This window comes from Providencia sp. PROV076, from assembly GCF_028483405.1.
GTDB lineage: Bacteria > Pseudomonadota > Gammaproteobacteria > Enterobacterales > Enterobacteriaceae > Providencia > Providencia huaxiensis.
Map to the genome: position 1 here is coordinate 19,022 of NZ_JAMPRR010000008.1, position 23,497 is coordinate 42,518.

Sequence of the window (23,497 nt, forward strand, 5' to 3'; positions counted from 1 at the left end):
CTAATATTCAGCTAAATCCGATTACGTGAAGTAAAAGGTCTGAAAGATAGAACATCTTACCTCTGTACCCTACGCCTATTAATGTACTTTATTTTTCGCTCGAAAAAAAGCCTTTTTGTAATTTTTTTTCAAAGCTTTCTACGATTCAGCACGGAAATATGAATAGAATGAGCTAAAAAACGGATTTTAATTACATATTTATGAGATGTATGTCGCATAAAAATGTTAATCATTTTCTTGACTGTCATCACAAAAATAATTGATTTATTGCAGAGTTAGATTAAATTTCTAGTAAATAATTTCAAATGCATAATTATCTGTTATGCCTTTGCTGAACATAAAAAAACCTCCAATGACGTCTTGGAGGTTTGTATATTCAATATGGTTAAAAATTAATGAGCTTCATCCCAGTTATCACCAATTCCTACATCCACTTTTAATGGTACATCGAGTTTCATACTTTGTTCCATTAATGACTGAACTTGAGCTTGGACACGCTCTAATTCTGACTCTTTGACCTCAAAGACTAATTCATCGTGAACTTGCATTAGCATGTCTGCATGTGGTTTTTCCGTTTGCAACCAATTATCAACGGCAATCATGGCTTTTTTAATGATGTCCGCTGCGGTTCCTTGCATTGGTGCGTTGATTGCTTCGCGTTCTGCTGCCTTACGACGCATCCCATTACTTGACTTAATATCCGCTAAATATAAGCGACGGCCTTCAAGTGTTTCAACATAGCCTTGTTCGGAAGCCTGTAAGCGTGTGTTTTCCATATAACGCAATACACCTGGGTAGCGTTCAAAGTAGAGATCCATATAGCGCTGAGCTTCACCACGAGGGATCCCCAATTGGCGTGCTAAACCAAATGCGCTCATGCCATAGATAAGTCCAAAGTTAATCGCCTTGGCACTTCGACGTTGATCGCTAGTAACTTGTTCCAGTGGCACACCAAAGACTTCAGCGGCCGTCGCCTTATGGATATCTTTCCCTTCAGCAAACGCGGTTAATAGGCCCTTATCTTGGGATAAATGCGCCATAATACGTAATTCAATTTGTGAATAGTCCGCTGCCATCACTTTGTAGCCTTCACGCGCAATAAAGGCTTGGCGGATACGACGCCCTTCTTCAGTTCTCACTGGGATGTTTTGTAGGTTAGGATCCCGAGAAGACAAACGCCCTGTTGCTGTGACAGCTTGGTGATAAGAAGTATGAACACGCTGAGTCCGCGGGCTAATCATTAGAGGGAGTTTATCCGTATACGTGGATTTTAATTTGGCTAAACTACGGTGCTCGAGTAACAATTTTGGCAATGCATGGTTCAGCGCCAATTCTTCAAGCACTTCTTCATTAGTCGACGCAGCCCCACTTGGCGTTTTCTTTATCACTGGCAGTTGTAATTTTTCGAATAAAATCGTTTGCAATTGCTTTGGTGAAGCGAGGTTAAACTCTTCCCCTGCAAGTTCAAAAGCCTCTTTTTCCAATTCAGCTAAACGGGCAGTAATCACTTTCGACTGCGCAGCAAGCACGTTTGCGTCAATTAAAACGCCTTTACGCTCCATTCGGACTAATACAGGCACAAGTGGCATTTCAATATTTTGGAAAATGTGATTAAGCTTAGGTTCAGCCTCTAGTTGTGGATATAACGCTTGATGCAGTAATAACGTGACATCTGCATCTTCCGCCGCATAATTAGCGGCTTGCTCTAAAGCAATTTGGTTAAATGTCAGCTGTTTTTTGCCCTTACCCGCGATTTCTTCAAAGCTCACGGTTTTATGGTTCAGATGGCGGTCGGCCAAGCTGTCCATATCATGGCGTCCCATCCCCGCAACACTGTTTAACACATATGACTCCAGCATTGTGTCATAACCAATGCCTTTTAATTCAATGCCATAATTTTCAAGAACTTCTGCGTCATATTTCAAATTTTGGCCAATTTTGAGGATTTTTTCACTCTCAAGTAAAGGCTTCATAACTTCCAAAACTTCTTCCAGAGGAAGTTGTACTGGCGCATCCAAATAGTCGTGACCTAATGGCAAATAAGCGGCATGCCCTGGCTCAATTGCAAATGACATCCCCACTAAACGGGCTTCCTGAGTATCTAAGCTGTCCGTCTCAGTATCAAAAGCAAATAATGGTGCTTTGCTCAACTTTTCAACCCACTGCTCTAAATCGGCTTTTTCCAAAATCGTTTGGTAATTTTCAGCACTCAATGTTGGGACTGCTGGGCTCGATGACTTCACCGGTGACGCTGCTGGTGTTGGGCTTGCTTTTGTACTTGCGCCTTTCCCCTCCATCCAAGTCCCATTCTCAACATCAGTTAACCAACGTTTAAATTCATAACGGCTGAATAATTGATGCAGTTTATCCACATCAGGCTGAGCAACTTGCAGCTCTTCACAAGCTTTATCAAGTTCCACATCGGTTTTGATCGTCGCGAGTTGATAGGATAAAAAAGCCAATTCACGGTTTTCCGCCATTTTAGGGGCTAACGTTTTAGAACCTCTAAAGCCTAATGGGGCAATCGCGTCAAGATCACGATAAATTGCTTCTAAGCTACCAATGCCTTGGAGCAAGGCGAGTGCTGTTTTTTCACCAACACCAGGCACGCCTGGAATGTTGTCTGATGAATCTCCCATTAATGCTAAAAAGTCGATGATAAGTTCAGGGGGAACTCCGTATTTTTCTTTAACTTCATCAGGCCCTAGAATAGTGTTATTCATGGTATTGATTAGCGTAATATTAGGCTCAACTAATTGCGCCATATCTTTATCGCCCGTACTGATTAACACAGGCATACCTTTTCGGCTTGCTTCACAGGCTAATGTCCCGATAACGTCATCAGCCTCTACGCCTGAAACTACAAGTAAAGGCAACCCCATCGCTTCAACCATCTCATGTAATGGGGCGATTTGAGCGCGTAAATCATCAGGCATGGGTGGGCGATGAGACTTATAGCTTTCAAACAATTCATCACGAAATGTTTTTCCCTTCGCATCAAAGACAACCGCTACATGGCTAGGTTTATACTGCATAACTAAACTGCGTAGCATATTAAGCACGCCATACATTGCCCCAGTAGGCTCACCAGCACTATTGGTCAGTGGAGGGAATGCATGATAAGCACGGTATAGGTAAGAAGAACCATCAACCAAAATAAGGGGGTTTTCTGCAATCTGAGCCATAATCTGTCATCATCTTTTTAGTCAGGAACGAATACTAATAGGATGCCATAATGTGGCCTCAGATACATCCCAAGTTTTATATTCTGCTTAGTTAGATAATTAAAAACACACCAAATCATCCACTGTTATAAGTACCCCATTGATTACAGTTAATTAAAATTAATCACGCCGATTAACTAAGTATCTGACTAACATCCTGTGGATAAGCTTGTGTGTAAATTTGTGTTACTTAGTAAATTCAATAAGTAATATGACTATTAACAATATAAACAGAAAAGTAAAATCAAAGGGTTAGCACAAAATTGAATGGGTTTAATACAGGTGAGAGAAAGTCTTTGAATTGTGGATATTAATAGGAAAAAGAGACGATGGTGAGTATACCACCGTCTATTTACGATTATTTTTTATTTACTAAGAAGTTCACAACATTAGAGAACTCTTTACCGTAGTCAGCTGCGTTATCAACTGAGATACCGTTATTGCGAATTTGGTATTTACCATCAACAAATAGTGCAGGAACACCACGCAGTTTTAAGTCTTGCGCTGCATTTTGCTGTTTCGCAACGATAGATTTCACAACGAAGCTATTTAACGCTGCATCATACTCTTCACCAGAAATACCTGCTTTGATAAAGGCATTACGGATATCGGCTTTACTGTTAATAGTTTGCGTTTTTTGGATACCTTCAAACAGGATAGGTGTGACTTTGTCTTCTGCTTTCAGGACAATCGCAACGGCCCAAGCTTGAGTTAAATCAGCGCCTAAAGGACCAAGAAAGTCAACGTGATAGCGTTCCATCTTCACGCCTTCTGGCAAGTTTTTCTCTACTGTTTGAGGCACTTTATACACACTCTCAAATTGATAACAGTGTGGGCAATAAAATGAGAAGAACTCCAGAACTTGAGGTAAATTTGGTACAGCTTTAACATCAGTATACTCTTTACCTTCCGTGTAGTTTGCCGCTGCAGCACTAAAAGACATGGCAATACCAAGCAAAGCCAACATAATTTTTTTCATAGACTACATTCTCCAAAAACAAAAACTTAAAAGTTAAAACTGAGGGGTTAACTGCAAAGGGGCGTCTTGCAACCGTTCAATTTGTTGATTAAATTCGAGCGATTGTTTTTGCCAAAAATCATCAGCTTGTAGCCATGAAAATGCTCGAGGGAACGCAGGGTCTTGCCAACGGCGGATAACCCACCCGAGGTAATGTACCATGCGCATTGCTCTAAGAGGTTCAATAAGCTTCAGCTGTTTTACATCAAAATCACAAAACTCATTATACGTTTCTAATAACGTATCCAATTGAATGACTTGATCTTGACGAGAACCATTAAGCAGCATCCAGAGGTCTTGGATTGCAGGCCCGTTTCGGGCATCATCAAAATCCACCATCCAAGCTTCATCACGCCATAGAATATTGCCTGGATGGCAATCACCTTGTAGGCGAATAGATGAATGTGAATCAGGCCATTGTAATTTTACTTGTGCAATCAATGCATCTAAAGACGCCATAAATTGGGCTTTATACCGTTCTGCAATCAAAGGGCTTGATGCCATCACTTGGCGGGGTTGCGCCAAATATTCATCGAGACCTATTGTCGGACGAAATGCAAAGTTTTTACGCTGACCAATCTGGTGTATACGCCCTAGTAAGTGGCCTACACTTTCTAATTGAAACAAATTGTCGGTTTCATATTGCCGGCCACCAATACTCGGAAAAATTGCAAATATAAACCCACCAAATTCCAATACCGTTTGCCCTGCAAACTCAAGAGGTGCGGCTACAGATAACCCTTCGTCTCGCAGTTCTAAAGTAAAATCGTGCTCTTCTTGAATTTGTGAGCGGTTCCAACGTTCAGGACGGTAAAATTTAACCACATAACGTTGCCGATTTTCGTCTTGGAACTGATAAACACGATTTTCGTAGCTATTTAATTCAAGTAGCCCTGATTCGGGGTAAACCCCAACTTCCATTAAGGCATCTAAAATTAAGTCAGGGGAAATTCCACTAAAATGGAAATTCGAATGTTCTATTTCATCCATCGCGCTTTAGTCTTTAATGATGCCACGGGCACGCAAAATAGCGGTTTTAAAGTCATCTTCATAATCTTTTTTTAAACCCGGGATCGCTTCATTGCTGTCCGAGCCACGCATTTTTAAATGATAAATCAGCACATCGTCTGTTAACTCAGATAAACTACCTTTAAAGCCGGCTTCATCAGCCAATTTTTGCAATAATTCTACCAAGTTTAAATCTGAATTATCTTTCCAGACAGGATGCAGAAGCTCAATAACTTCATTTAAGCGATGGCATTTCATGTTTATTCCTTTATCACGAATATTTGATACAAGTTACCAATAATCATACAAGAGAAAAAGCGAACTGTTGTCAATCTACGTAAAGTTTAACGGCAATACGCACGAATATTCATTGATTTTATAGCAAAATAGAATAAATTTTAGTAATTACTATACTCGAAAGTGTTTTATACGAATGTTGAAACATTTTCTTGAAGATATTCAGGGATATTGAACATGTCATTTCGTCACTCAATAACCGGTGTGATACTCGCTGGTGGCCGAGGCACTCGAATGGGGGGGCAAGATAAAGGGTTGGTACTTTTATCGGGAAAACCGCTCTATCAACATATTTTAGCACGCTTACAACCCCAAGTTGGCGAAGTACTCATCAATGCAAACCGTAATCAGGCACGTTACAGCGAAAGCCAATTGACCGTTATTTCTGACTTAAATAACCATTTTTCTGGCCCATTAGCAGGAATGCAATCTGCTTTGCACCACGCGACAACTGACTGGTTACTGTTTGTGCCTTGCGATGTTCCCGCTTTTCCTCTCAATTTAGTGGAGAAAATGTTTAATGAGAAAGAAAAACATTTAGCCTGCTACGCTTGTGATGCAGAACGAGAACACCCTACATTTGCTTTATTACACCGTTCACTAAAAACTCAACTCGATGATTACCTTGCAAGAGGTGACCGTAAATTAATGCTATTTATGCATGAAGTTAATGCAAAAGGCGTTATTTTCTCACCTGAGTCTGGTTCATTTGCGAATCTTAATACACTGGAAGATAGCCGTAACTGGGAGCTACAACAAAAAGAATCATGAAGCAAAATACTCTACCCCTACTTGGAATTACCGCTTACAGCGGCACAGGAAAAACAACCCTATTAAAAAAAGTTATTCCTCTGCTCAAGCAGCGTAACGTACGCGTTGGTTTAATTAAACACACTCACCATGACATGGAAGTGGATAAACCAGGCAAAGACAGCTTTGAATTACGCAAAGCTGGCGCTGACCAAACGCTTGTTGCCAGTGAAAAACGCTGGGCACTGATGACTGAAACCCCCGACGCGAATGACATGGATCTACGCTATTTAGCCAGCCGTTTCGATCCCGCTTCATTAGATCTGATCCTCGTTGAAGGATTCAAACATGAGACGATCGACAAAATTGCCTTGTTCCGTTCTGAGGTGGGTAAACCGTTAAACGGCTTAATAGATGACTATGTGGTTGCTGTTGCCAGTAATGAAATCATTGATACTCACGTGCCGCAGTTAGATATCAATAGCCCAGAGCAAATTGCTGATTACATTGTGTCTTGGTGGCAAAAAAGTGTCTTGGCAGCAAAAAACAATTAAATAAGCACGATACCGTCATTAGCCATGCAAAAAAGAGATTGGCTGAATTGAGCGTGTGAGTTCACATTTTCATACTTTGCTGTTTGAATAACCCAAAAAGTTTAATTACAGTATTTGAAAATTAAGTTATTGGATTGTTACTGCACTTATTACGCAGGCAAAACCTGATTAGTCAATGAATTGTCATTGTGCTATCAGGTTTTTTTCGTTTCAGGGGAAACAAAATGCAGATCGCAAAAATTTTAAACAACAATGTGGTCGTTGCCCTAAATGAACAACAGCAAGAAATTGTCATCATGGGGCGTGGACTCGCCTTTCAAATGAAGGTTAATGACTTTATCGATCCTAAAAAAATAGAAAAAATCTTTGAGTTACGTAGCCATGAATTAACAAACCGATTAAGTGAATTGTTGAGCCAAATACCGATTTCTGTCATGAAAGTCTGTGACAAGATAATTGAAAATGCGAAAAGTAAACTTGGCAGCCTACATGAAAGCTTATATATCGTTTTAACTGATCACTGTAATTATGCAATTGAAAGGCAACAAAAAGGCCTCGCTATCACTAATACCATGTTATGGGAAATTCAGCGACTTTATCCCAAAGAGTACCAGTTGGGATTAGCGTCACTGGCCTTAATTAAGCAAGATTTAGAGATTGAATTACCCATCGATGAAGCTGGGTTTATCGCGTTACATTTCGTTAATGCACAATTGACGGGTGAAATGCCAATTGTCATGGAAACGATGGAAATCATGAATGAAATCATGAATATCGTAAAATATCACCTACAAATTGAATATCACGAGGACACGCTAAGTTACCAGCGGTTTGTGACTCACTTGAAATTTTTCACCCATCGAATGATGAGCAATGAACCTGTTCCTAATGACGATATTGCAATGCATCTTGTCATCAAAGAAAATTATTCAATTTCTTGGAAATGTGCCGAAAAAGTCAGTACTTTTTTAGCCAAGAAATATCAACGCGACTTAACAGATGAAGAACGAATGTATATCACCATTCATATAGAGCGTATTAGGAAAGAAAAATCGTCACATAAATGACAGGAAGTAAGCCTAAAACTATTTATTAATACAAACTAATAAAAACCAGATGGATTGTTACTGCCTTCCGGCAGGCAAAACCTGATTTATACCACTAATCTTATTCGTATTGGTGGTAAGTCAGGTTTTTTTTTGCTTATTTATCAATAGTAATGTGGCTTTCATTATTGAGGTAATAAAGGAATTAATTATGAAATACCAAGCCTTAGCGGAACAAATTATCGAAAACGTTGGAGGAAAAGACAACGTTGTTGATTTAATACATTGCGCAACACGCCTACGCTTTAAACTAAAAGAAAGCCAAAAATCCAATGCAGAGCAATTAAAGCAAAGCCCTGAGATTATTACCGTGGTCGAAAGTGGTGGTCAGTTTCAAGTTGTAATAGGCAATCACGTTAACGAAGTTTTCCAAGCCGTTAACCAATTACTCGATACAACGCCAAATTCAATCAATCAGCGCCCAAAAACAGATGAAAACGCAGTAAAAAAAGATAAAGAGAACCTATTTAGTTACTTTATCGATATCGTTTCTAGCATCTTTACCCCTATTTTAGGCATTATGGCCGCTTCGGGTATTTTAAAAGGGTTGCTATCATTATCAGAAGCATTAGGTTGGTTATCCTCAAGCAGTGGTACTTATCAAATCTGGTTTGCGGCAAGTGACGCTTTATTCTATTTTTTCCCACTCGTGCTCGGCTATACCGCAGGAAAAAAATTTGGTGGAAGCCCATTTGTTACGATGACGATTGGTGGGGCACTCATTCACCCAATGATGATGAGTGCTTTTCAACAAAGCCTCATTGCTGGCACTCCACCTGAATATTTTTTAGGTATCCCAGTCACTTTTATTAATTATGCGGCTTCTGTTATTCCGATCATTTTCGCTGCTTGGTTAAGCTGCCTGCTTGAGAAGCGACTAAACCAAGTTTTACCTTCAACAATGAAGAATTTCATTACGCCTTTCCTGTGCTTACTCATTATTGTCCCGCTTACTTTCCTTGTTGTTGGGCCTTTAGCAACATGGGTAAGCATGTTAATTGCGGAAAGCTTCCAAGCTATTTATAACTTTGCCCCTGTTATCGCTGGTGCCTTCATGGGTGCAGTTTGGCAAATATGCGTTATTTTCGGCTTACATTGGGGAATTGTCCCAATTGGTATTAATAACTTAAGCGCCCTAGGCCACGATGCGCTGTTCCCTCTACTACTTCCCGCTGTAGCAGGGCAAATTGGCGCCACTTTAGGTGTTTTGTTAGCCACAAAAAATGCAAAAATGAAAATCATGGCGGGCTCTTCAGTCACGGCTGGCTTATTTGGTATCACGGAACCTGCCGTTTATGGTGTTACCCTTCCTCTTCGCCGACCTTTTATTTTTGGCTGTATTGGCGGTGGTGTTGGCGGTGCAATTGTCGGCTATAGCCAAACACTGACATTCTCATTTGGCTTGGTTAATATTTTCACTTTTGCACAGATCATCCCTGAACACGGTATTGATAATACCGTTTGGGGAGCCATTATTGGTACAGCACTCTCTTTCTTATTTGCTGCTACCGCAACCCGTTTTTTTGGTATTAAAAAAGAAGCAATATCTCCTGAAACACCCATTAAAGCGGATATTGCCTCTACACCTCATGAAGCACCTAATGAAGTTCTTGCCCCCCTGAGCGGTGCAGCTATCCCATTAAAAGATACCCCAGATGAAACTTTTGCAAGTGGTTTACTTGGGCAAGGTGCCGCCATTATTCCAAGTACAGGGGAAGTCTATGCGCCATTCGATGGTGAAGTGAGCTCATTATTTAAAACTGGCCATGCATTAGGGCTGTTAAGTCAAAGCGGCATTGAACTGCTCATTCATGTGGGGATCGATACCGTAAAACTAGATGGGCTTCATTTTTCACCTCAAATTAAACAAGGTGATGCATTCAAAGCAGGTGATTTATTGCTGACATTTGACCGAGAAAAAATTCTCAAGGCAGGATATGACTTAACAACCCCTGTCATTGTTAGCAACAGTGATGATTATACGTCAATCGAGTTTGTTGAACTCAATAAATCAATTCAACGCGGTCAAAAATTTATCACCGTCAACCACAAATAAGGAGCTAGGCATGGTTAAATTTCCAAATTCATTTTTATGGGGTGGCGCAATTGCAGCCAATCAAGCTGAAGGTGCTTATTTAACTGCGGGTAAAGGACTCAGCACATCTGATGTTCTGCCTCATGGCATATTTGGCTCATTAATTGAAAGAACGCCAAATGAGAGTTTTATTAAAGATATTGCCATCGATTTTTATCATCAATATAAAACCGACATCGCACTTTTCGCTGAAATGGGTTTTACCTGCTTACGCACCTCTATTGCATGGAGCCGTATATTTCCACTTGGTGACGAATTAACAGCTAATGAAGAAGGCCTCGCTTTTTATGATAGTTTATTTGATGAAATGGCGAAATATAACATTCAACCTGTTATTACTTTATCCCACTATGAAATGCCCTACCACCTAGTGACACAATATGGCGGTTGGGGAAACCGTAAAACAATTGAATTTTTCGAACGTTATGCGCGTACAGTCTTTGAGCGCTATAAAGATAAAGTCAAACTGTGGCTGACATTCAATGAAATCAATATGTCTTTACATGCACCAATGACTGGCGTAGGCCTGCCTGAAAATAGTTCTCCTTCAGCGGTTTACCAAGCAATTCACCACCAGCTCGTTGCCAGTGCAAGAGTCACGAAAGCCTGCCATGACATTATTCCTGATGCCAAAATCGGTAATATGTTATTAGGGGGGCTTGTTTATCCATTAACCTGTAAACCTGATGATGTGTGGGAAACCCTGACGGAAAATCGTAAATGGCTGTTTTTTGGTGATGTACAGTGTAGAGGGCAATACCCAGGCTATATGCTGCGTTATTTTAAAGACCAGCAAATTAATATTACGATAACAGAAGAAGATAAGCGTGATTTACAGCATACCGTGGATTTTATCTCATTCAGTTATTATATGACGGGCTGTGTGACTGCAGATAAAGATGAATATGAGAAAAAACGCGGAAATATTCTCAGCATGGTTCCAAATCCTCATTTAGAAAGTTCAGAGTGGGGATGGCAAATAGATCCCAAAGGGATTAGAACACTTTTAAATTTATTATGGGATAGATACCAAAAACCATTATTTATTGTTGAAAATGGATTAGGCGCTATTGATGAAATAACGCCTGAGGGAGAAATTATTGATGATTATCGTATTCAATATATCAACGACCATTTGGTTCAGATACACGAAGCCATCCAAGATGGTGTAGACATTATGGGCTATACCAGCTGGGGGCCAATCGATATTGTTAGCGCATCCAAAGCTGAAATGTCAAAACGCTATGGTTTTATTTATGTTGACCGTGACAACCAAGGCAATGGCTCTCTCGAAAGAAAACGTAAAAAAAGCTTTTATTGGTATCAAAGTATTATTAAGAGCCAAGGAGAGTTATTACGCTAATAAAATAAACACCTCAATATAATAAAAACCATCTCGGGATAATTTATTTATCTCGAGAGCCCTTAGATTAAAAATACAACTGCATAAACCCATTATCTACTATTGGGTTAAGGCAAACTATTGCTAATAGGTTATTTCCGACATGAATAAAAAACTATTATTCTCTTTGTTATTTTTAACGTTACCTGCTACCGCGAATGAGCAACAATGGAATGGAACTGTTTTAGGCTTTGAGCCCGCTCCTAAAGGAATATTTGGCGATATGTTAGGTATACGTCCTATATTATCCGACCACGGTTTTTCATTTCACAGCAATTACTTGAGCCAAGTCGCCTATAATGCAGGGGGCGGCTACAATAATGATAAACATACTGCTTATATCGACCAATTTGCTTTTACATTCACGCAAGACCTTGAACGTTGGACAGGTATTCCTGATGCCCGTATTGAAGGAAATATTGTCAATCGAAACCATGAAGACAACCTGACCGTTAAACGCCTGCAAGACCCTCGGGTACCGAATAACGACCTTGCACAAGAAAGCTATGGGGGCGGTTCCATAACACGATTAGGATGGCTTACTTTCGCTCGTAGCTTTGATGACCGCCGATTAACCTGGCGTATTGGTATGATGAACAAAGTACAAGAGTTCGACCAAATTATTCCTTGTGATTTCCAATTACTCAGCCAATGTGGTGGAAAATCAGCTAACGCCCTGACATGGAGTAACTGGAATATTCATACTTGGGGAACAACTGTTAGCTATAAAATCACCCCCGGAATCACCATCAAAACAGGGGTTATGGAGCAAAATCCTCAAGCGACAGATAGAAGCCATGCATGGAGTTGGTCAACCAAAGGCAGTAAAGGCATTTTATTACCTTTAGAAATTGAAAACCGTACTTTCGTCAATGGGTTGCCTGGTGCTTATAACCTGGGATTATTATATACCAATGCCAAACAGCATGATCTATATAAAGATAAAAGCTACAACAACACATGGTTTGCCTATGGCGGAATGAACCAACAATTAACTCGCCACCAAGACGATGAAAATCGAGGTTTAAGTTTATCTATTAGTGGCAGCTACCATGATGAGCGCAGTAATTTCATGAATTATGTTGTCTCAAGCTCCCTTCGCTACCGCGGGGCTTTTGATGCCAGACCTGAAGATTGGATTGGCCTCGGTGTTTCCTATATTGAGCTCAGTGACCACTTTGCAAAAAACCAAAAAATACAAAATGAGCAGCTAGGGATCACCGATTATAATGACCCGCTATATCATCCTATTACTTCAAACGCATTAAATGCAGAACTCTATTATCGCTTTAAGCCTGTTCATTGGCTGGAACTCCAACCAAGTATGCAATATTGGCATCAACCGGGCGGTGTCAAAAAAACATCAGATGCATGGGTCTTGGGGCTGAAAACTGTTTTAACGTTTTAAATGATATTACCGTTTATTTTATCTCTATTGATAAAGGGAGCTCCCCACTCCCTTTATCGCCAATAAATTAGCATTCTGCTTATTATTTTTTTACTATAGATAGACAAATTATCTTTGCTGTTTTTCTCACTCTATAATATTAAGCAGACAACTTCATGACCCGCACGCAGCGCCTACTCACATTATTGCAGATACTCAAAGAGAATCGCTATCCTATTACGGCAGAAGCACTTTCATCACAACTGCAGGTCAGCGTGCGTTCGATCTATCGGGATATAGAGTCATTACGTGACCAAGGTGCGGAAATTATTGGTGAAGCCGGTATTGGCTACCAATTAAAAACAGGTCTGTTATTACCGCCTTTAACTTTTGATGAAAATGAGCTCGAAGCCTTAATATTAGGTTTGCGTTGGGTAAAAAGTAACACAGATACAGAACTCAAAAACTCGGCAATACGAGCGATAAGTAAGATTAATGCGGTGGTGGCAGGTCATTCACAGAAAATCTTAAATCAAAATACCTTATTTGCCCCAACCACTCATTTCTATGACATTAATGACACAATAGCTAAAGATTTGCGTTTAAGCTTGCGCGAAGAATGCAAAGCTCAAATGACTTACCTAGATGGCCAAAACCAACCTAGCGAACGTATTATTTGGCCAATTGCGATTGGTTATATGAAAGATTCACAAGTGTTGGCCGCTTGGTGTGAATTACGTGAAAGTTACCGCCATTTTCGTTTAGATCGCATTCAGTCTTATCATGCTCTTTCAGATAAACTACCTTATCCCAAAAGTTACCTACTAGAGCGCTGGCAAAAAGAAGTATTGTGCGTCTCTCCTGACAATTTCTGACACTCCGCTCCCTTATAGTAAGCACTCAACTTCATATAAGGAAATCACCATGAGCGAACTGGTTCTGTTTACTAATTCAATGTCACGTGGCAATACTGTCGACCTACTTTTAAAAATTTTAGACGTTCCTTACAAACGTATTGAATTAGACTATGGTGCAGATATGCACACAGCTGAATATCTTGCAATTAATCCCATGGCAAAAGTCCCTGCGCTTGTTGATGGTGATGCCGTCGTCACTGAAACCGCTGCAATTTGTTTGTATTTAGCCGATAAGTTTATTGAAAAAGGTTTAGCACCAGCTTTGAATAACCCTAAACGTGCAGATTACTACCGTTGGTTCTTATTTACTGCTGGCCCAATTGAATCTGCCTTTACCATCAATAACTTAGGCATTCAATTAGACGAAGAGCAACAAAAGTCTTCTGGTTTTGGTTCTGTCGAACGCACAATGGCTTGTTTAGAAGTGGGTTTAAACAGCGCGAAACCGTTTATTTGTGGTGAACAATTTACTGCTGTCGATGTGTATGTTGGCGCATTTGTGATGTTTTTAGTCAAATACCAAGTCATGGAAACCACCCCTGCGATGCAAAAATACCTTGATAGCTTAGCGACCATCCCCGCAATTACAGAACTGTTGGCGAAATAATGCAAAAAAAAGCTAAGTTCGAATGAACTTAGCTTTTAATTTAAATAACCAAGACTTAACGCATGGTCACAAATTCTTCTGCCGCTGTTGGGTGAATAGCAACAGTATTATCAAAGTCTTTTTTGGTTGCGCCCATTTTTAATGCAACTGCGAAACCTTGTAACATTTCATCCATACCAAAACCAATACCATGGATACCGACGATTTTTTCATCGTCGCCAACACAAACTAGCTTCATGCGGCAAGGCTGACGGTGCGAAGTAACCGCGGTGTACATTGCTGTGAAAGATGACTTATAACATTTAACTTTATCCGCGCCATATTTTTCAATCGCTTCTGGTTCAGTTAAACCAACAGTGCCAATTGGTGGGTGTGAAAACACCACAGTTGGAATATTACTGTAATCTAAGTGCTCATCCGGTTTATTATTAAATAAACGCTCAGATAAACGACGGCCAGCCGCAACCGCAACTGGGGTTAATTCAACCGCTCCAGTGTTATCACCCACCGCGTAGACACCCGGTACATTGGTGTTCTGGTATTTATCAACCTTGATATAGCCTTTTTCATTCAGTGCGACACCTGTGGCTTCAATATTCAGGTTATCAGTCATTGGTTCACGGCCAATTGCCCAAATTAATGCATCTACTGTTTGTTCTTGGCCATTTTCCAATTTTAATGTCAGTGAACCATCTGAATTTTTCACGACTTCTTTTGGAATTGATTCTGTGTGCAGTTTTGGACCTTCCGTATTCATGACTTCCACTAATGTTTCAACAATAAGTGGGTCAAATGAACGTAACGGGGCATGTTTACGCACGAATAAATGCGCCTCTGCACCTAAACCATTTAATACACCTGCGAGTTCAACGGCAATATAACCGGCTCCCACAACCGCAACACGTTTTGGCAAGGCTTCAAGTTCAAAGAAACCGTCAGAAGTCATCCCGTATTCCGCCCCTGGGATAGCAGGGATCACCGGGCGACCACCTGTCGCAATCAAAATATGGTCGGCCGTATAGGTTTCACCATTCACTTCAACAGTATGCGCATCAATAAAACGCGCAAACCCATTGATAACATCAACTTTATTATTACCTAAGACACGGTCATAAGATTGGTGAATGCGGTCAATGTAAGCAGTACGGCTATCAATCAATGTTTTCCAGTCAAAACGATTAATTGTCGCATCAAAACCATAATCAGGGCCATAATTGCGAATAGCTTCAGAAATTTGTGCCGCATGCCACATCACCTTTTTCGGTACGCAACCCACGTTAACACAAGTCCCACCTAATGCTTTCGCCTCAATTAAGGCACATTTTTGCCCATACATTGCTGCACGGTTCATCGACGCAATACCACCGCTTCCGCCACCAATTGCGATATAGTCGTAATGTTTGCTCATAATTTGGTTATTCCCATTGATTGAATGATTTATGAATGCATTTTCTCGCATCATGCTATTGATTGTCATGGCATAAATAGCGCTTTACGATAGATAACACCTGTTAATTTAATTGGCATTATCTATCAAAAATATAGGTTACTCTGGCACAATCCAGTCAACTAACGTATGTCCAGTGCCTTCTGGGACGAGTGTTTTATGTAACCACGGCAGCACATTCTTCATTTGCTGCTCAAGTTTCCAAGGTGGGTTGATCACTATCATACCAGACGCTGTCATTCCACGTTGGTCGCTATCAGGGCGTACCGCCAATTCAATTTGCAGTATTCTACGAATACCCGTTGCTTCTAATTGATTGACCATACGCTTAATTTGTTGACGTAATACAACAGGATACCAAATTGCATAAGTTCCTGTTGCGAAGCGTTTATAGCCTTCTACCACCCCTTTCACGACCGCTTCATAATCCGTCTTCATTTCATAAGGAGGATCCATCAGTGCAAAGCCACGTCGGCTCTGTGGGGGTAATTTCGATTTCAGTTGTTGATATCCATCTTCCTTGAAAACTTGTGCGCGGTTATCCCGTGAAAATTCGGTGCGCAATAATGGATAATCGCTCGAATGTAATTCAGTTAATACCAGTTTATCGTGTTCACGTAATAGATATTTTGCTAATAATGGTGAACCTGGGTAATAACGTAAACGCCCATTATCATTCAATTGGCGCACAATATTCATGTACGGCAATAATTCCTCAGGTAAATCAGGTTGCTCCCAAATACGCGCAATCCCTTCAAGATATTCACCTGTTTTTTCTGCATGCTCCCCCGTTAATTGATAACGGCCAGCACCTGAGTGCGTATCTATATACAGAAACGGTTTTTCTTTCTCTTTCAGAGATTCAATGATCAAGCTCTGTACTGTGTGTTTTAACACATCAGCATGGTTGCCTGCGTGAAAGCTGTGACGATAACTTAACATGTAACGTTTATTTCCTGAGGAAATTCAATATTAGCCACTAGGATGACTATTATTAAATAGATTCTTTAAAGATAGCCTTTTTGAACAAAAAATAGACCGGATTTATTCTTCCGCCCCATTATAGCTAAATTTGGCTACAAATGTCATAACCATAGTCACGCTAAAATTCACATGACTGAAAAGAAACAAAACGCTATCCTAAACACAAATACCAAAACAAACAGAGGTAAATGATGAATAAACTACTCCTTACAACTAGTATTTGTATTGCTTTTTTTACTAGTGCATCAGTAATGGCAGCAAAAACACAAAATGGCTGCGAAATAAAAAAACAACGCATTGAAGAGCAAATTAATTACGCTAAACAACATGGAAATCAACATCGAGTTAGAGGATTAGAAGAAGCACTAGATAATGTGAATCGTTATTGCACACCAGAATCTTTATACCGTGATAGCCAAAAAGCGGTGGATGAAAAGACAGAAAAAGTGCAAGAGCGAGAGGCTGAGCTACAGGAAGAAAAATTAAAAGGTGATGACAGCGACAAAATTAAAAAACGAGAAAGAAAACTCGCAGAAGCTCAAGCTGAATTAAAAGAAGCCCAAGCTGAACTGCAAGTTTATAAAGATGCGCTTTAATTTCTAACGTCCCTTTTTCTCTGATTAATTAACCAGTTGCTTTGACTTTAAACAAACGTTCCAATGACTATTCATCTCTTAAAATAGTCATTGGGATGAAGTTACTGGCCAATTTAAGCTATAGTATTATGCATATCATTCATTTATAGGCATTAAATAGGTCGAAAAGTCAGACAATTTTTAGTTGCGGGAAAAGGGGATTAAATGTCGAATACGCAGGAAGAAGAACAAAAAGATACCAATAAACTGAAAGCGACACTGAATAGAAGCATTGATGGCAGTAAAAAAGCAGTGACCTTCTCAATGCGAGTTGTGGACTTTATTTGTGCAATTCCTTTTATTACTCATATCATTCGTACCGTGCAACGCTTTAACGACCGAATGGGGAACCAGTTTGGGGCTGCAATTACCTATTTCTCCTTTCTCTCTTTAATTCCTGTTTTAATGTTTTCATTCGCCGCTGCCGGTTTTGTATTAGCCAGTAATCCTGAATTACTTGAAAAATTAGTTCGTGGAATTTCTGCAAATATTACTGACCCTACGCTCGCAAATACATTAGAAAGAACAATAGATACAGCAATACGTCAACGTACGACAGTGGGGCTGACAGGGTTAGCTTTAGCGGTATACTCAGGGGTTAATTGGGTTAATAACTTACGTTTAGCTATTTTGGCGCAATCACGCCCTGTGTGGGAGCGCAATGAAGATGAACATGAAAATATTATCTTCCGCTATATTCGCGACTTCTTTGCTTTAATTGGCCTACTTATTGCCTTAATTGTGACAATTACGCTTACCTCTGTTGCTGGCTCTGCACAAGCGACGATTGTCAGTACACTTGGGTTAGATGGTATAGAATGGCTTAAACCTGCTTGGACACTGATTGGCTTAACAATATCAATTACAGCTAATTTCCTGTTATTTTTATGGATTTTTTGGATCCTACCTCGCATGCAACATCGCCGTAAGTCACTCTTTAAAGGAACATTACTGGCTGCCATTGGGTTTGAAATCATTAAATCCATCATGACCTGGATTTTGCCTAACCTTGCTTCATCGCCTTCTGGAGCCGCATTTGGTTCAGTGCTTGGGCTAATGGCATTCTTCTACTTCTTTGCGCGTTTAACCTTATTTTGTGCAGCTTGGATAGCGACTGATGAACCAAAAGGTTCATTGGATAACGAAATGATTAAATAACAACTTGTTGGGGCGGTAAGACAAACCGCCCTACCACCGTTTAAAGCGAGCGTTTCATTTCTTCGGCCAACGTTCTAACCAATAAAGACGCTGACATCTCGCGAGCTTTCGCCACATTCTGCCCCGCCCAATACGCCGCAAACTCATCACTACCTGACTTTATTGCCGCTGCATTGAGCTGCTTACCAATATCATAAACCAATGGATAATCAGGTAATTGACTTGTCTCATAGCCGTTACCTGCTCGAATAAATTGATTAATAATCCCTCTCGCTGGGCGCCCTGAAATTGCAGACGTTAGTTGAGTGTGATCCGCTGTTTGCTGCTTGACCTTAGCCCGATAGCCTGTATTCGCGGCAGATTCAGGGCAAAGCAAAAATGCAGTGCCCAATTGAGCGGCAGCAGCACCGCAGTCTAAAGCCATATTAATACCTTGCCCATCCATCATGCCACCAGCTGCAATCACTGGTAAATCAATATGTTGAGATATTAACGTCACTAATTCATAAGTGGTCAGTTCTTCATCTAAAGCCTGCAAATCAAACATGCCTCGATGCCCTCCCGCTTCAATACCTTGTGCGACAACAGCATCAATTCCAGCCAATTCAACTTGTTGCGCTTCTTGTAAGTTCGTTGCCGTCGCCATGGTATAAATACCATGTTGTTTCAATTGCTGGACTACCTTGATGGATGGAATATTAAAATGAAAACTCACTACTGCAGGTTTTGTTTCAAGTAACATAGATAACATTTCTGAGTTATCTAAAAAAGTGTCATAAATTTCATTGAGATAGGAAGGTGGAGTCTCATTAAATTGAGCAAAATAAGGCGCCAAATACTGGCTCCATGCTAGCTCATTATCAGGATGACGTTTCGCAGGTAAATGGCAGAATAAATTGACATTGAATGCTTTACTTGTCAGTGCTTGCGTTTGAGTAATCAATTGGCGAGCTTGTTCCACTGAATTTGCACCTAGGCCTAGTGAGCCAAGCCCGCCCGCCTCTGAAACTGCAGCGGCTAGCGCTGGGGTGGAAACTCCTGCCATCGGAGCTTGTATAATGGGATAACGCAAGCCTAACCGTTGTAGAAATGTATTCGAGTTGTTCATGCTATTTCCTTTACATCAATATCTGGGTACATTTTATGTTCTTATATTGAGAACAAACATAGCACCAAATTTATATAAAAAGAAAAAACACTTACCATAGTATGGATGCCATATTACTACTTTCAGCGCATGTAAAGCGTACATTGGTTCGTATGAATATGATTAAGATGGCATGTATCCTCATCTTAATCATTTAATAATGAGATTATTATGACCACCTCTATTCAACAACTCGAAAATTTAACTTGTGGTGTCGTCCTTTACTACCATAATCAACCCCAAAATAGCGTGGGAACCTTCTGCGCTAGAGGAGCAGATCTTGAAGGTATGCCCCTCTCTGTTGATACACCGCTGCGAATTGCCAGTAATACAAAGACATTTACTGCGGCTACAATTTTACGTCTTGCTGAAATGGGGAAACTTAGTATTTATGATGCAATATCTGAATATATTGACCCACAATATAATGCGCTACTCAGTACCCAATATAACACTCACACTATCACCATTCGCCATTTACTGGAGCACAGCAGTGGCCTACTAGACCATGCTGATGGTGACTACCTCAAAGCCGTTCTTAAGCAGCCTAATTATGTTTGGAGCCGAACAGAGCAAGTCGAAATGTACATGCGTAAACAATTTCCAACGTTTTCGCCTTCTAAATCCTTTATTTATTCAGATACGGGTTATATTTTGCTCGGTAATATTATTGAACGAATTACGGGACAATCTCTTGGCCTAGCTGTTAGGGAGCTTTTGCATTTCGACTCTATTGGTCTTGAAAGCGCATATTGGGAGTCATTAGAACAACCACCGGAAATCGCGACACCACGGGCTCGTCAATATTTAGGTAAATGGGATGGCACACATATTCATGCCTCCATGGATGCCTATGGCGGTGGTGGTTTAGTTATGTCCTCGAAACAAATGGCGATATTTCTAGAAGCGCTGTTTGAGGGAAATATTTTTTCATCACCAAATACGCTAGAGACTATGCTAAGTATGGGTTCTCACGATGGCGCAGAAAATTATAGATTGGGCATCATGGTAAATGTTGTCAATGGCATCACCCTGTATTCCCATTTAGGTTTTTGGGGCTCTGTAGCCTATTACGCACCAAAAGCAAAAATCAGTGCGGCGGGGTTTGTTGATGACAGAGAGTCACGAGAGACGCTGATCCACGTTATTGAATCGCTATTAAGCCAACAACATGAAATGAAAAGATAACCACTGGATATTCAATGGCTATCTTTTCATATAACTATCTTTTCATATTTATTGTGCAGTAGATTTTTCTTCTACAGGTGAAGCAGGTGCGGCTTCTGTTGATACTGGCGCTGCAATCTGAGGCCATAGCACTTTGGTAAATTTCTGGCGAATTTGTTCCGCATCCATCAATTGCTTATCTTTTGGCTGCGCTAATACAAAAGCAGCTTCTTGAGATAATAACCTGCGGGCTTCCATATTAACGTGTTCGAGGCTCTGTGACGCCAAGAAGGCTTGCCTTAACCGCTGATACTGTTCAGGAGCGATATCAACGACCCCATTTTGTTGAGAAATCAAACGTTGGCTAATCAGAACGTCGGTACTCGTACGCGCATAAGCGGCAAACAACTGCGATAACTGCACCTGTTTCTCTTTGAGCATGTCGTCAAATAACTCAGCCGCAATACCATTTTGGTTAATTGATGCAAGCTCACTCGCGACAATGTCTGTCACCGCTGCCATTTTTTCAGGCGCTGCCGTGACCGTTAATGTACAACTGGCTTTTTGATATTGCACACGACAATCTAACCCCGGAACGACTTCCCCTTGATTAAATTTTTGATTGAACGCTTTTTGCAAGGAGCGATAAACTGCTTCACGCGCTAAGTCACTGGACCAATAACGCAGTAAGACATTTGAGTCTTTAATGGGTAGCCAATCAATATCCCAAATTAATGAAAGCGTGTCCTGTGCAGGTTGTTCCTGCAAGATATCAATAGATTGTGGTTTTACTGACGATAACACGGCAACAGAAACCGGTTCAGAGCGCCGACCTTCTAATGAAGAGAAATTTTGTGAAATTGAATCAGATAACATTCGAGCATCCACATGGCCCGCGACATACAATGTCATGACATCCGGTGTATACCATTTTTGATAAAAAGAATTCACACTTTCAAGCGCCACAGCACCATTCGGTTTTTGGCCTGGGTCGTACCCCATCATTGTTGATCCCTTTAAACGCGCTCGCCAAACGGGATCGTTGGCATTTAAAGGCAGTGTTGCAACTGGGACATTTTGTGCCGTCAAACCATTATGCAATGTCGTTTCTGTATACTCAGCACCTGCAACAGAAGTTGCTAACCAACTTAGCGCTTGCTTGATTAGGTCTGGGCGATTATTGGGTAAACTTAAGCTATAAATAGTGTAGTCATAGGAAACAACAGCGGGTGGAATTGGCATGTCAGGGTCTGCTGCCTGACGCCAGAATTCTTGTAATGTTGCAGTTGGAAACGCTTCTGTTTGATGAAACAACGCCATTTTAGGAATGAGGTAACTGTATCCTTTCTCGCTCGCTTTTTCTGTTAATGAGCCTGTTTTAATTGCTAACCTGAGCTGGATACGGTCATTTGGACGTTGTGGTGTTTGTAATAATTGCCAGCTAAAGCCATTTTCTAGCTTCCCTTGCTGCCATGCTGGATCGGGTTGTAAGGACTCAGCCCCCGCTAAATGCGCGACGGAGAATAATACAACACCAATGATATACCGAACTTTCAAGCCCTGCATGTAAACCCCTATGTGTTTTATATCTTTATATTTAACCGCGAATAACGACAGATAAATTAACGAAAAACGCGAACTTATCGGGTTAAACGATATAGTTTGGCTTTATTCCATTTTTCATTGTCACCACTATAACGATATTAGACCATAAAGCTGAGTTCATGTTCATGGCTTAGTCTGATTTTTGCTGTTTTCTTTGACGATTATACCCTTTTGCAAGTAAACCGAGCTCATCGTCACGATGATATTCAGACACAGTAATTTGATTAACTTCAGAATTTGTCTGTAATTCAATTGCGATTTTACGCAGTGGCCTTATTATCATTCGGCTGACACACCACGTCATTCCAATAGCAATAATGAGCACCAACAGCAAATAAGTGGTTGTCATCAATGCGAGTGTGTTTAGCGCGAACCGATAAACACGGTTAGGGTCAACCTGTAATGTTAAATACCCTTGAGGCTTCGCTTGCAACACAACATTGCCGTATGCATACAGCGGCACGGTCATTTCGACAGGTATCCCCACAAAATGCGTTACCCAATCAGGTATCGGCTTAGGCGTTGCAAAGCTTAGATTCATTACCGTTGTGCCATCAACCGTAATAATCGCATTTCCCATAATGCCTGATGTTTTTAAGCTTATCAGTAGCCGTTTGACTTCGTTAAGGTCAGAACTTAACAATGAATCAGTTAATGGTTCTTGAATTTGCACTACAGCGTTACTAAGTTGGTCTAAATAATCTTGCTTACGTTGGTCAACTAAATAGCTGAATTGAATAGCTAAAAAAAGCGCAAGTGATAGCAACGTAATCATAAAGAATACGACCATACTTTTTAATGTTAGTGAGCGTTGGACTCGGGTATTCATTTGGCCACAACCTTTCTAATCAAGCAGCTTTTTTAAAGAAAACGGAAACGTCAGCCAGTATACTTGATTTTATCTGCAAAAGAGTAGCTTAAAAAGAAAGATTGGGGATTTAGGACAAACAACACGTTAAAATAGCTTAAAGGCACACTTGAATAAAAAA

The 23,497-nt window shown here is 40.5% G+C and carries 21 protein-coding genes; 11 read left to right on the top strand and 10 right to left on the bottom strand.

Annotated features, from left to right (window positions below):
- Positions 1 to 7 precede the first annotated feature (7 nt).
- The 5 genes from PSF67_RS22085 to PSF67_RS06590 form a co-directional block, all read right to left on the bottom strand.
- Positions 8 to 55 (bottom strand): hypothetical protein, encoded by a 48-nt coding sequence (locus tag PSF67_RS22085; RefSeq protein WP_438361642.1) that lies wholly within the window; start codon positions 53 to 55, stop codon positions 8 to 10.
- Positions 56 to 392: 337 nt separating this feature from the next.
- Positions 393 to 3,185, bottom strand: coding sequence for a DNA polymerase I (polA, locus tag PSF67_RS06575; protein WP_166265913.1), 2,793 nt, complete (start codon positions 3,183 to 3,185; stop codon positions 393 to 395).
- Between the two features lie 397 nt (positions 3,186 to 3,582).
- Positions 3,583 to 4,203: a thiol:disulfide interchange protein DsbA gene (gene dsbA, locus PSF67_RS06580; RefSeq protein ID WP_102138885.1), complete on the bottom strand. Its 621-nt coding sequence runs from the start codon at positions 4,201 to 4,203 to the stop codon at positions 3,583 to 3,585.
- Positions 4,204 to 4,236: 33 nt separating this feature from the next.
- A complete protein-coding gene (locus tag PSF67_RS06585) occupies positions 4,237 to 5,232 on the bottom strand; it encodes a serine/threonine protein kinase (RefSeq protein ID WP_102138884.1) in 996 nt (331 codons plus the stop codon).
- Between the two features lie 6 nt (positions 5,233 to 5,238).
- Positions 5,239 to 5,508 (bottom strand): YihD family protein, encoded by a 270-nt coding sequence (locus tag PSF67_RS06590; RefSeq protein WP_004262581.1) that lies wholly within the window; start codon positions 5,506 to 5,508, stop codon positions 5,239 to 5,241.
- 216 nt (positions 5,509 to 5,724) lie between these two features.
- Between PSF67_RS06590 and mobA the strand changes: the two genes are divergently transcribed.
- From mobA to PSF67_RS06630, 8 genes are all read left to right on the top strand, one after another.
- Positions 5,725 to 6,318, top strand: coding sequence for a molybdenum cofactor guanylyltransferase MobA (gene mobA / locus PSF67_RS06595; protein ID WP_272676665.1), 594 nt, complete (start codon positions 5,725 to 5,727; stop codon positions 6,316 to 6,318).
- Entirely contained in the window at positions 6,315 to 6,851 is a 537-nt protein-coding gene (gene mobB / locus PSF67_RS06600; RefSeq protein ID WP_102138882.1) for a molybdopterin-guanine dinucleotide biosynthesis protein MobB, read from the top strand. The genes mobA and mobB overlap by 4 nt, the downstream gene beginning before the upstream one ends.
- 224 nt (positions 6,852 to 7,075) lie before the next feature.
- Entirely contained in the window at positions 7,076 to 7,918 is an 843-nt protein-coding gene (gene licT / locus PSF67_RS06605) for a BglG family transcription antiterminator LicT (RefSeq protein ID WP_272676666.1), read from the top strand.
- 190 nt (positions 7,919 to 8,108) lie between these two features.
- Entirely contained in the window at positions 8,109 to 10,013 is a 1,905-nt protein-coding gene (gene bglF, locus PSF67_RS06610; RefSeq protein ID WP_210848646.1) for a PTS beta-glucoside transporter subunit IIABC, read from the top strand.
- A gap of 10 nt (positions 10,014 to 10,023) precedes the next feature.
- Positions 10,024 to 11,415: a 6-phospho-beta-glucosidase gene (ascB, locus tag PSF67_RS06615; protein ID WP_102138879.1), complete on the top strand. Its 1,392-nt coding sequence runs from the start codon at positions 10,024 to 10,026 to the stop codon at positions 11,413 to 11,415.
- A 142-nt stretch (positions 11,416 to 11,557) separates the two neighbouring features.
- Positions 11,558 to 12,862 (top strand): carbohydrate porin, encoded by a 1,305-nt coding sequence (locus tag PSF67_RS06620; protein ID WP_102138878.1) that lies wholly within the window; start codon positions 11,558 to 11,560, stop codon positions 12,860 to 12,862.
- Between the two features lie 155 nt (positions 12,863 to 13,017).
- Entirely contained in the window at positions 13,018 to 13,716 is a 699-nt protein-coding gene (locus tag PSF67_RS06625) for a helix-turn-helix transcriptional regulator (protein WP_272676667.1), read from the top strand.
- 49 nt (positions 13,717 to 13,765) lie between these two features.
- Positions 13,766 to 14,365, top strand: coding sequence for a glutathione S-transferase family protein (locus PSF67_RS06630; protein WP_272676668.1), 600 nt, complete (start codon positions 13,766 to 13,768; stop codon positions 14,363 to 14,365).
- 55 nt (positions 14,366 to 14,420) lie between these two features.
- On the opposite strand, the gene gorA is transcribed toward PSF67_RS06630, so the two are convergent.
- Together gorA and PSF67_RS06640 are read right to left on the bottom strand one after the other, a co-directional pair.
- On the bottom strand, positions 14,421 to 15,773 hold the full coding sequence (gene gorA / locus PSF67_RS06635; RefSeq protein WP_102138925.1) for a glutathione-disulfide reductase: 1,353 nt from the start codon (positions 15,771 to 15,773) through the stop codon (positions 14,421 to 14,423).
- 138 nt (positions 15,774 to 15,911) lie between these two features.
- Positions 15,912 to 16,754 (bottom strand): 23S rRNA (adenine(2030)-N(6))-methyltransferase RlmJ, encoded by an 843-nt coding sequence (locus PSF67_RS06640; RefSeq protein ID WP_102138875.1) that lies wholly within the window; start codon positions 16,752 to 16,754, stop codon positions 15,912 to 15,914.
- Between the two features lie 233 nt (positions 16,755 to 16,987).
- Here PSF67_RS06640 and PSF67_RS06645 point away from each other — a divergent pair, with 233 nt between their 5' ends.
- Together PSF67_RS06645 and yhjD are read left to right on the top strand one after the other, a co-directional pair.
- Positions 16,988 to 17,392, top strand: coding sequence for a DUF1090 domain-containing protein (locus PSF67_RS06645; protein WP_166266209.1), 405 nt, complete (start codon positions 16,988 to 16,990; stop codon positions 17,390 to 17,392).
- A gap of 204 nt (positions 17,393 to 17,596) precedes the next feature.
- A complete protein-coding gene (yhjD, locus tag PSF67_RS06650) occupies positions 17,597 to 18,589 on the top strand; it encodes an inner membrane protein YhjD (protein ID WP_272676669.1) in 993 nt (330 codons plus the stop codon).
- A 40-nt stretch (positions 18,590 to 18,629) separates the two neighbouring features.
- On the opposite strand, the gene PSF67_RS06655 is transcribed toward yhjD, so the two are convergent.
- Positions 18,630 to 19,697 carry an NAD(P)H-dependent flavin oxidoreductase gene (locus tag PSF67_RS06655; RefSeq protein ID WP_206276280.1) on the bottom strand — a complete coding sequence of 356 codons (1,068 nt, stop codon included), beginning with the start codon at positions 19,695 to 19,697 and terminating at the stop codon, positions 18,630 to 18,632.
- A 210-nt stretch (positions 19,698 to 19,907) separates the two neighbouring features.
- Here PSF67_RS06655 and PSF67_RS06660 point away from each other — a divergent pair, with 210 nt between their 5' ends.
- Complete coding sequence (locus tag PSF67_RS06660; protein ID WP_272676670.1) at positions 19,908 to 20,924, top strand: serine hydrolase domain-containing protein; 1,017 nt, start codon at positions 19,908 to 19,910, stop codon at positions 20,922 to 20,924.
- 48 nt (positions 20,925 to 20,972) lie between these two features.
- On the opposite strand, the gene PSF67_RS06665 is transcribed toward PSF67_RS06660, so the two are convergent.
- Both PSF67_RS06665 and PSF67_RS06670 read right to left on the bottom strand, forming a co-directional pair.
- On the bottom strand, positions 20,973 to 22,469 hold the full coding sequence (locus tag PSF67_RS06665; RefSeq protein ID WP_102138870.1) for an insulinase family protein: 1,497 nt from the start codon (positions 22,467 to 22,469) through the stop codon (positions 20,973 to 20,975).
- A gap of 169 nt (positions 22,470 to 22,638) precedes the next feature.
- A complete protein-coding gene (locus PSF67_RS06670) occupies positions 22,639 to 23,337 on the bottom strand; it encodes a HAMP domain-containing protein (RefSeq protein ID WP_102138869.1) in 699 nt (232 codons plus the stop codon).
- Positions 23,338 to 23,497: the final 160 nt, after the last annotated feature.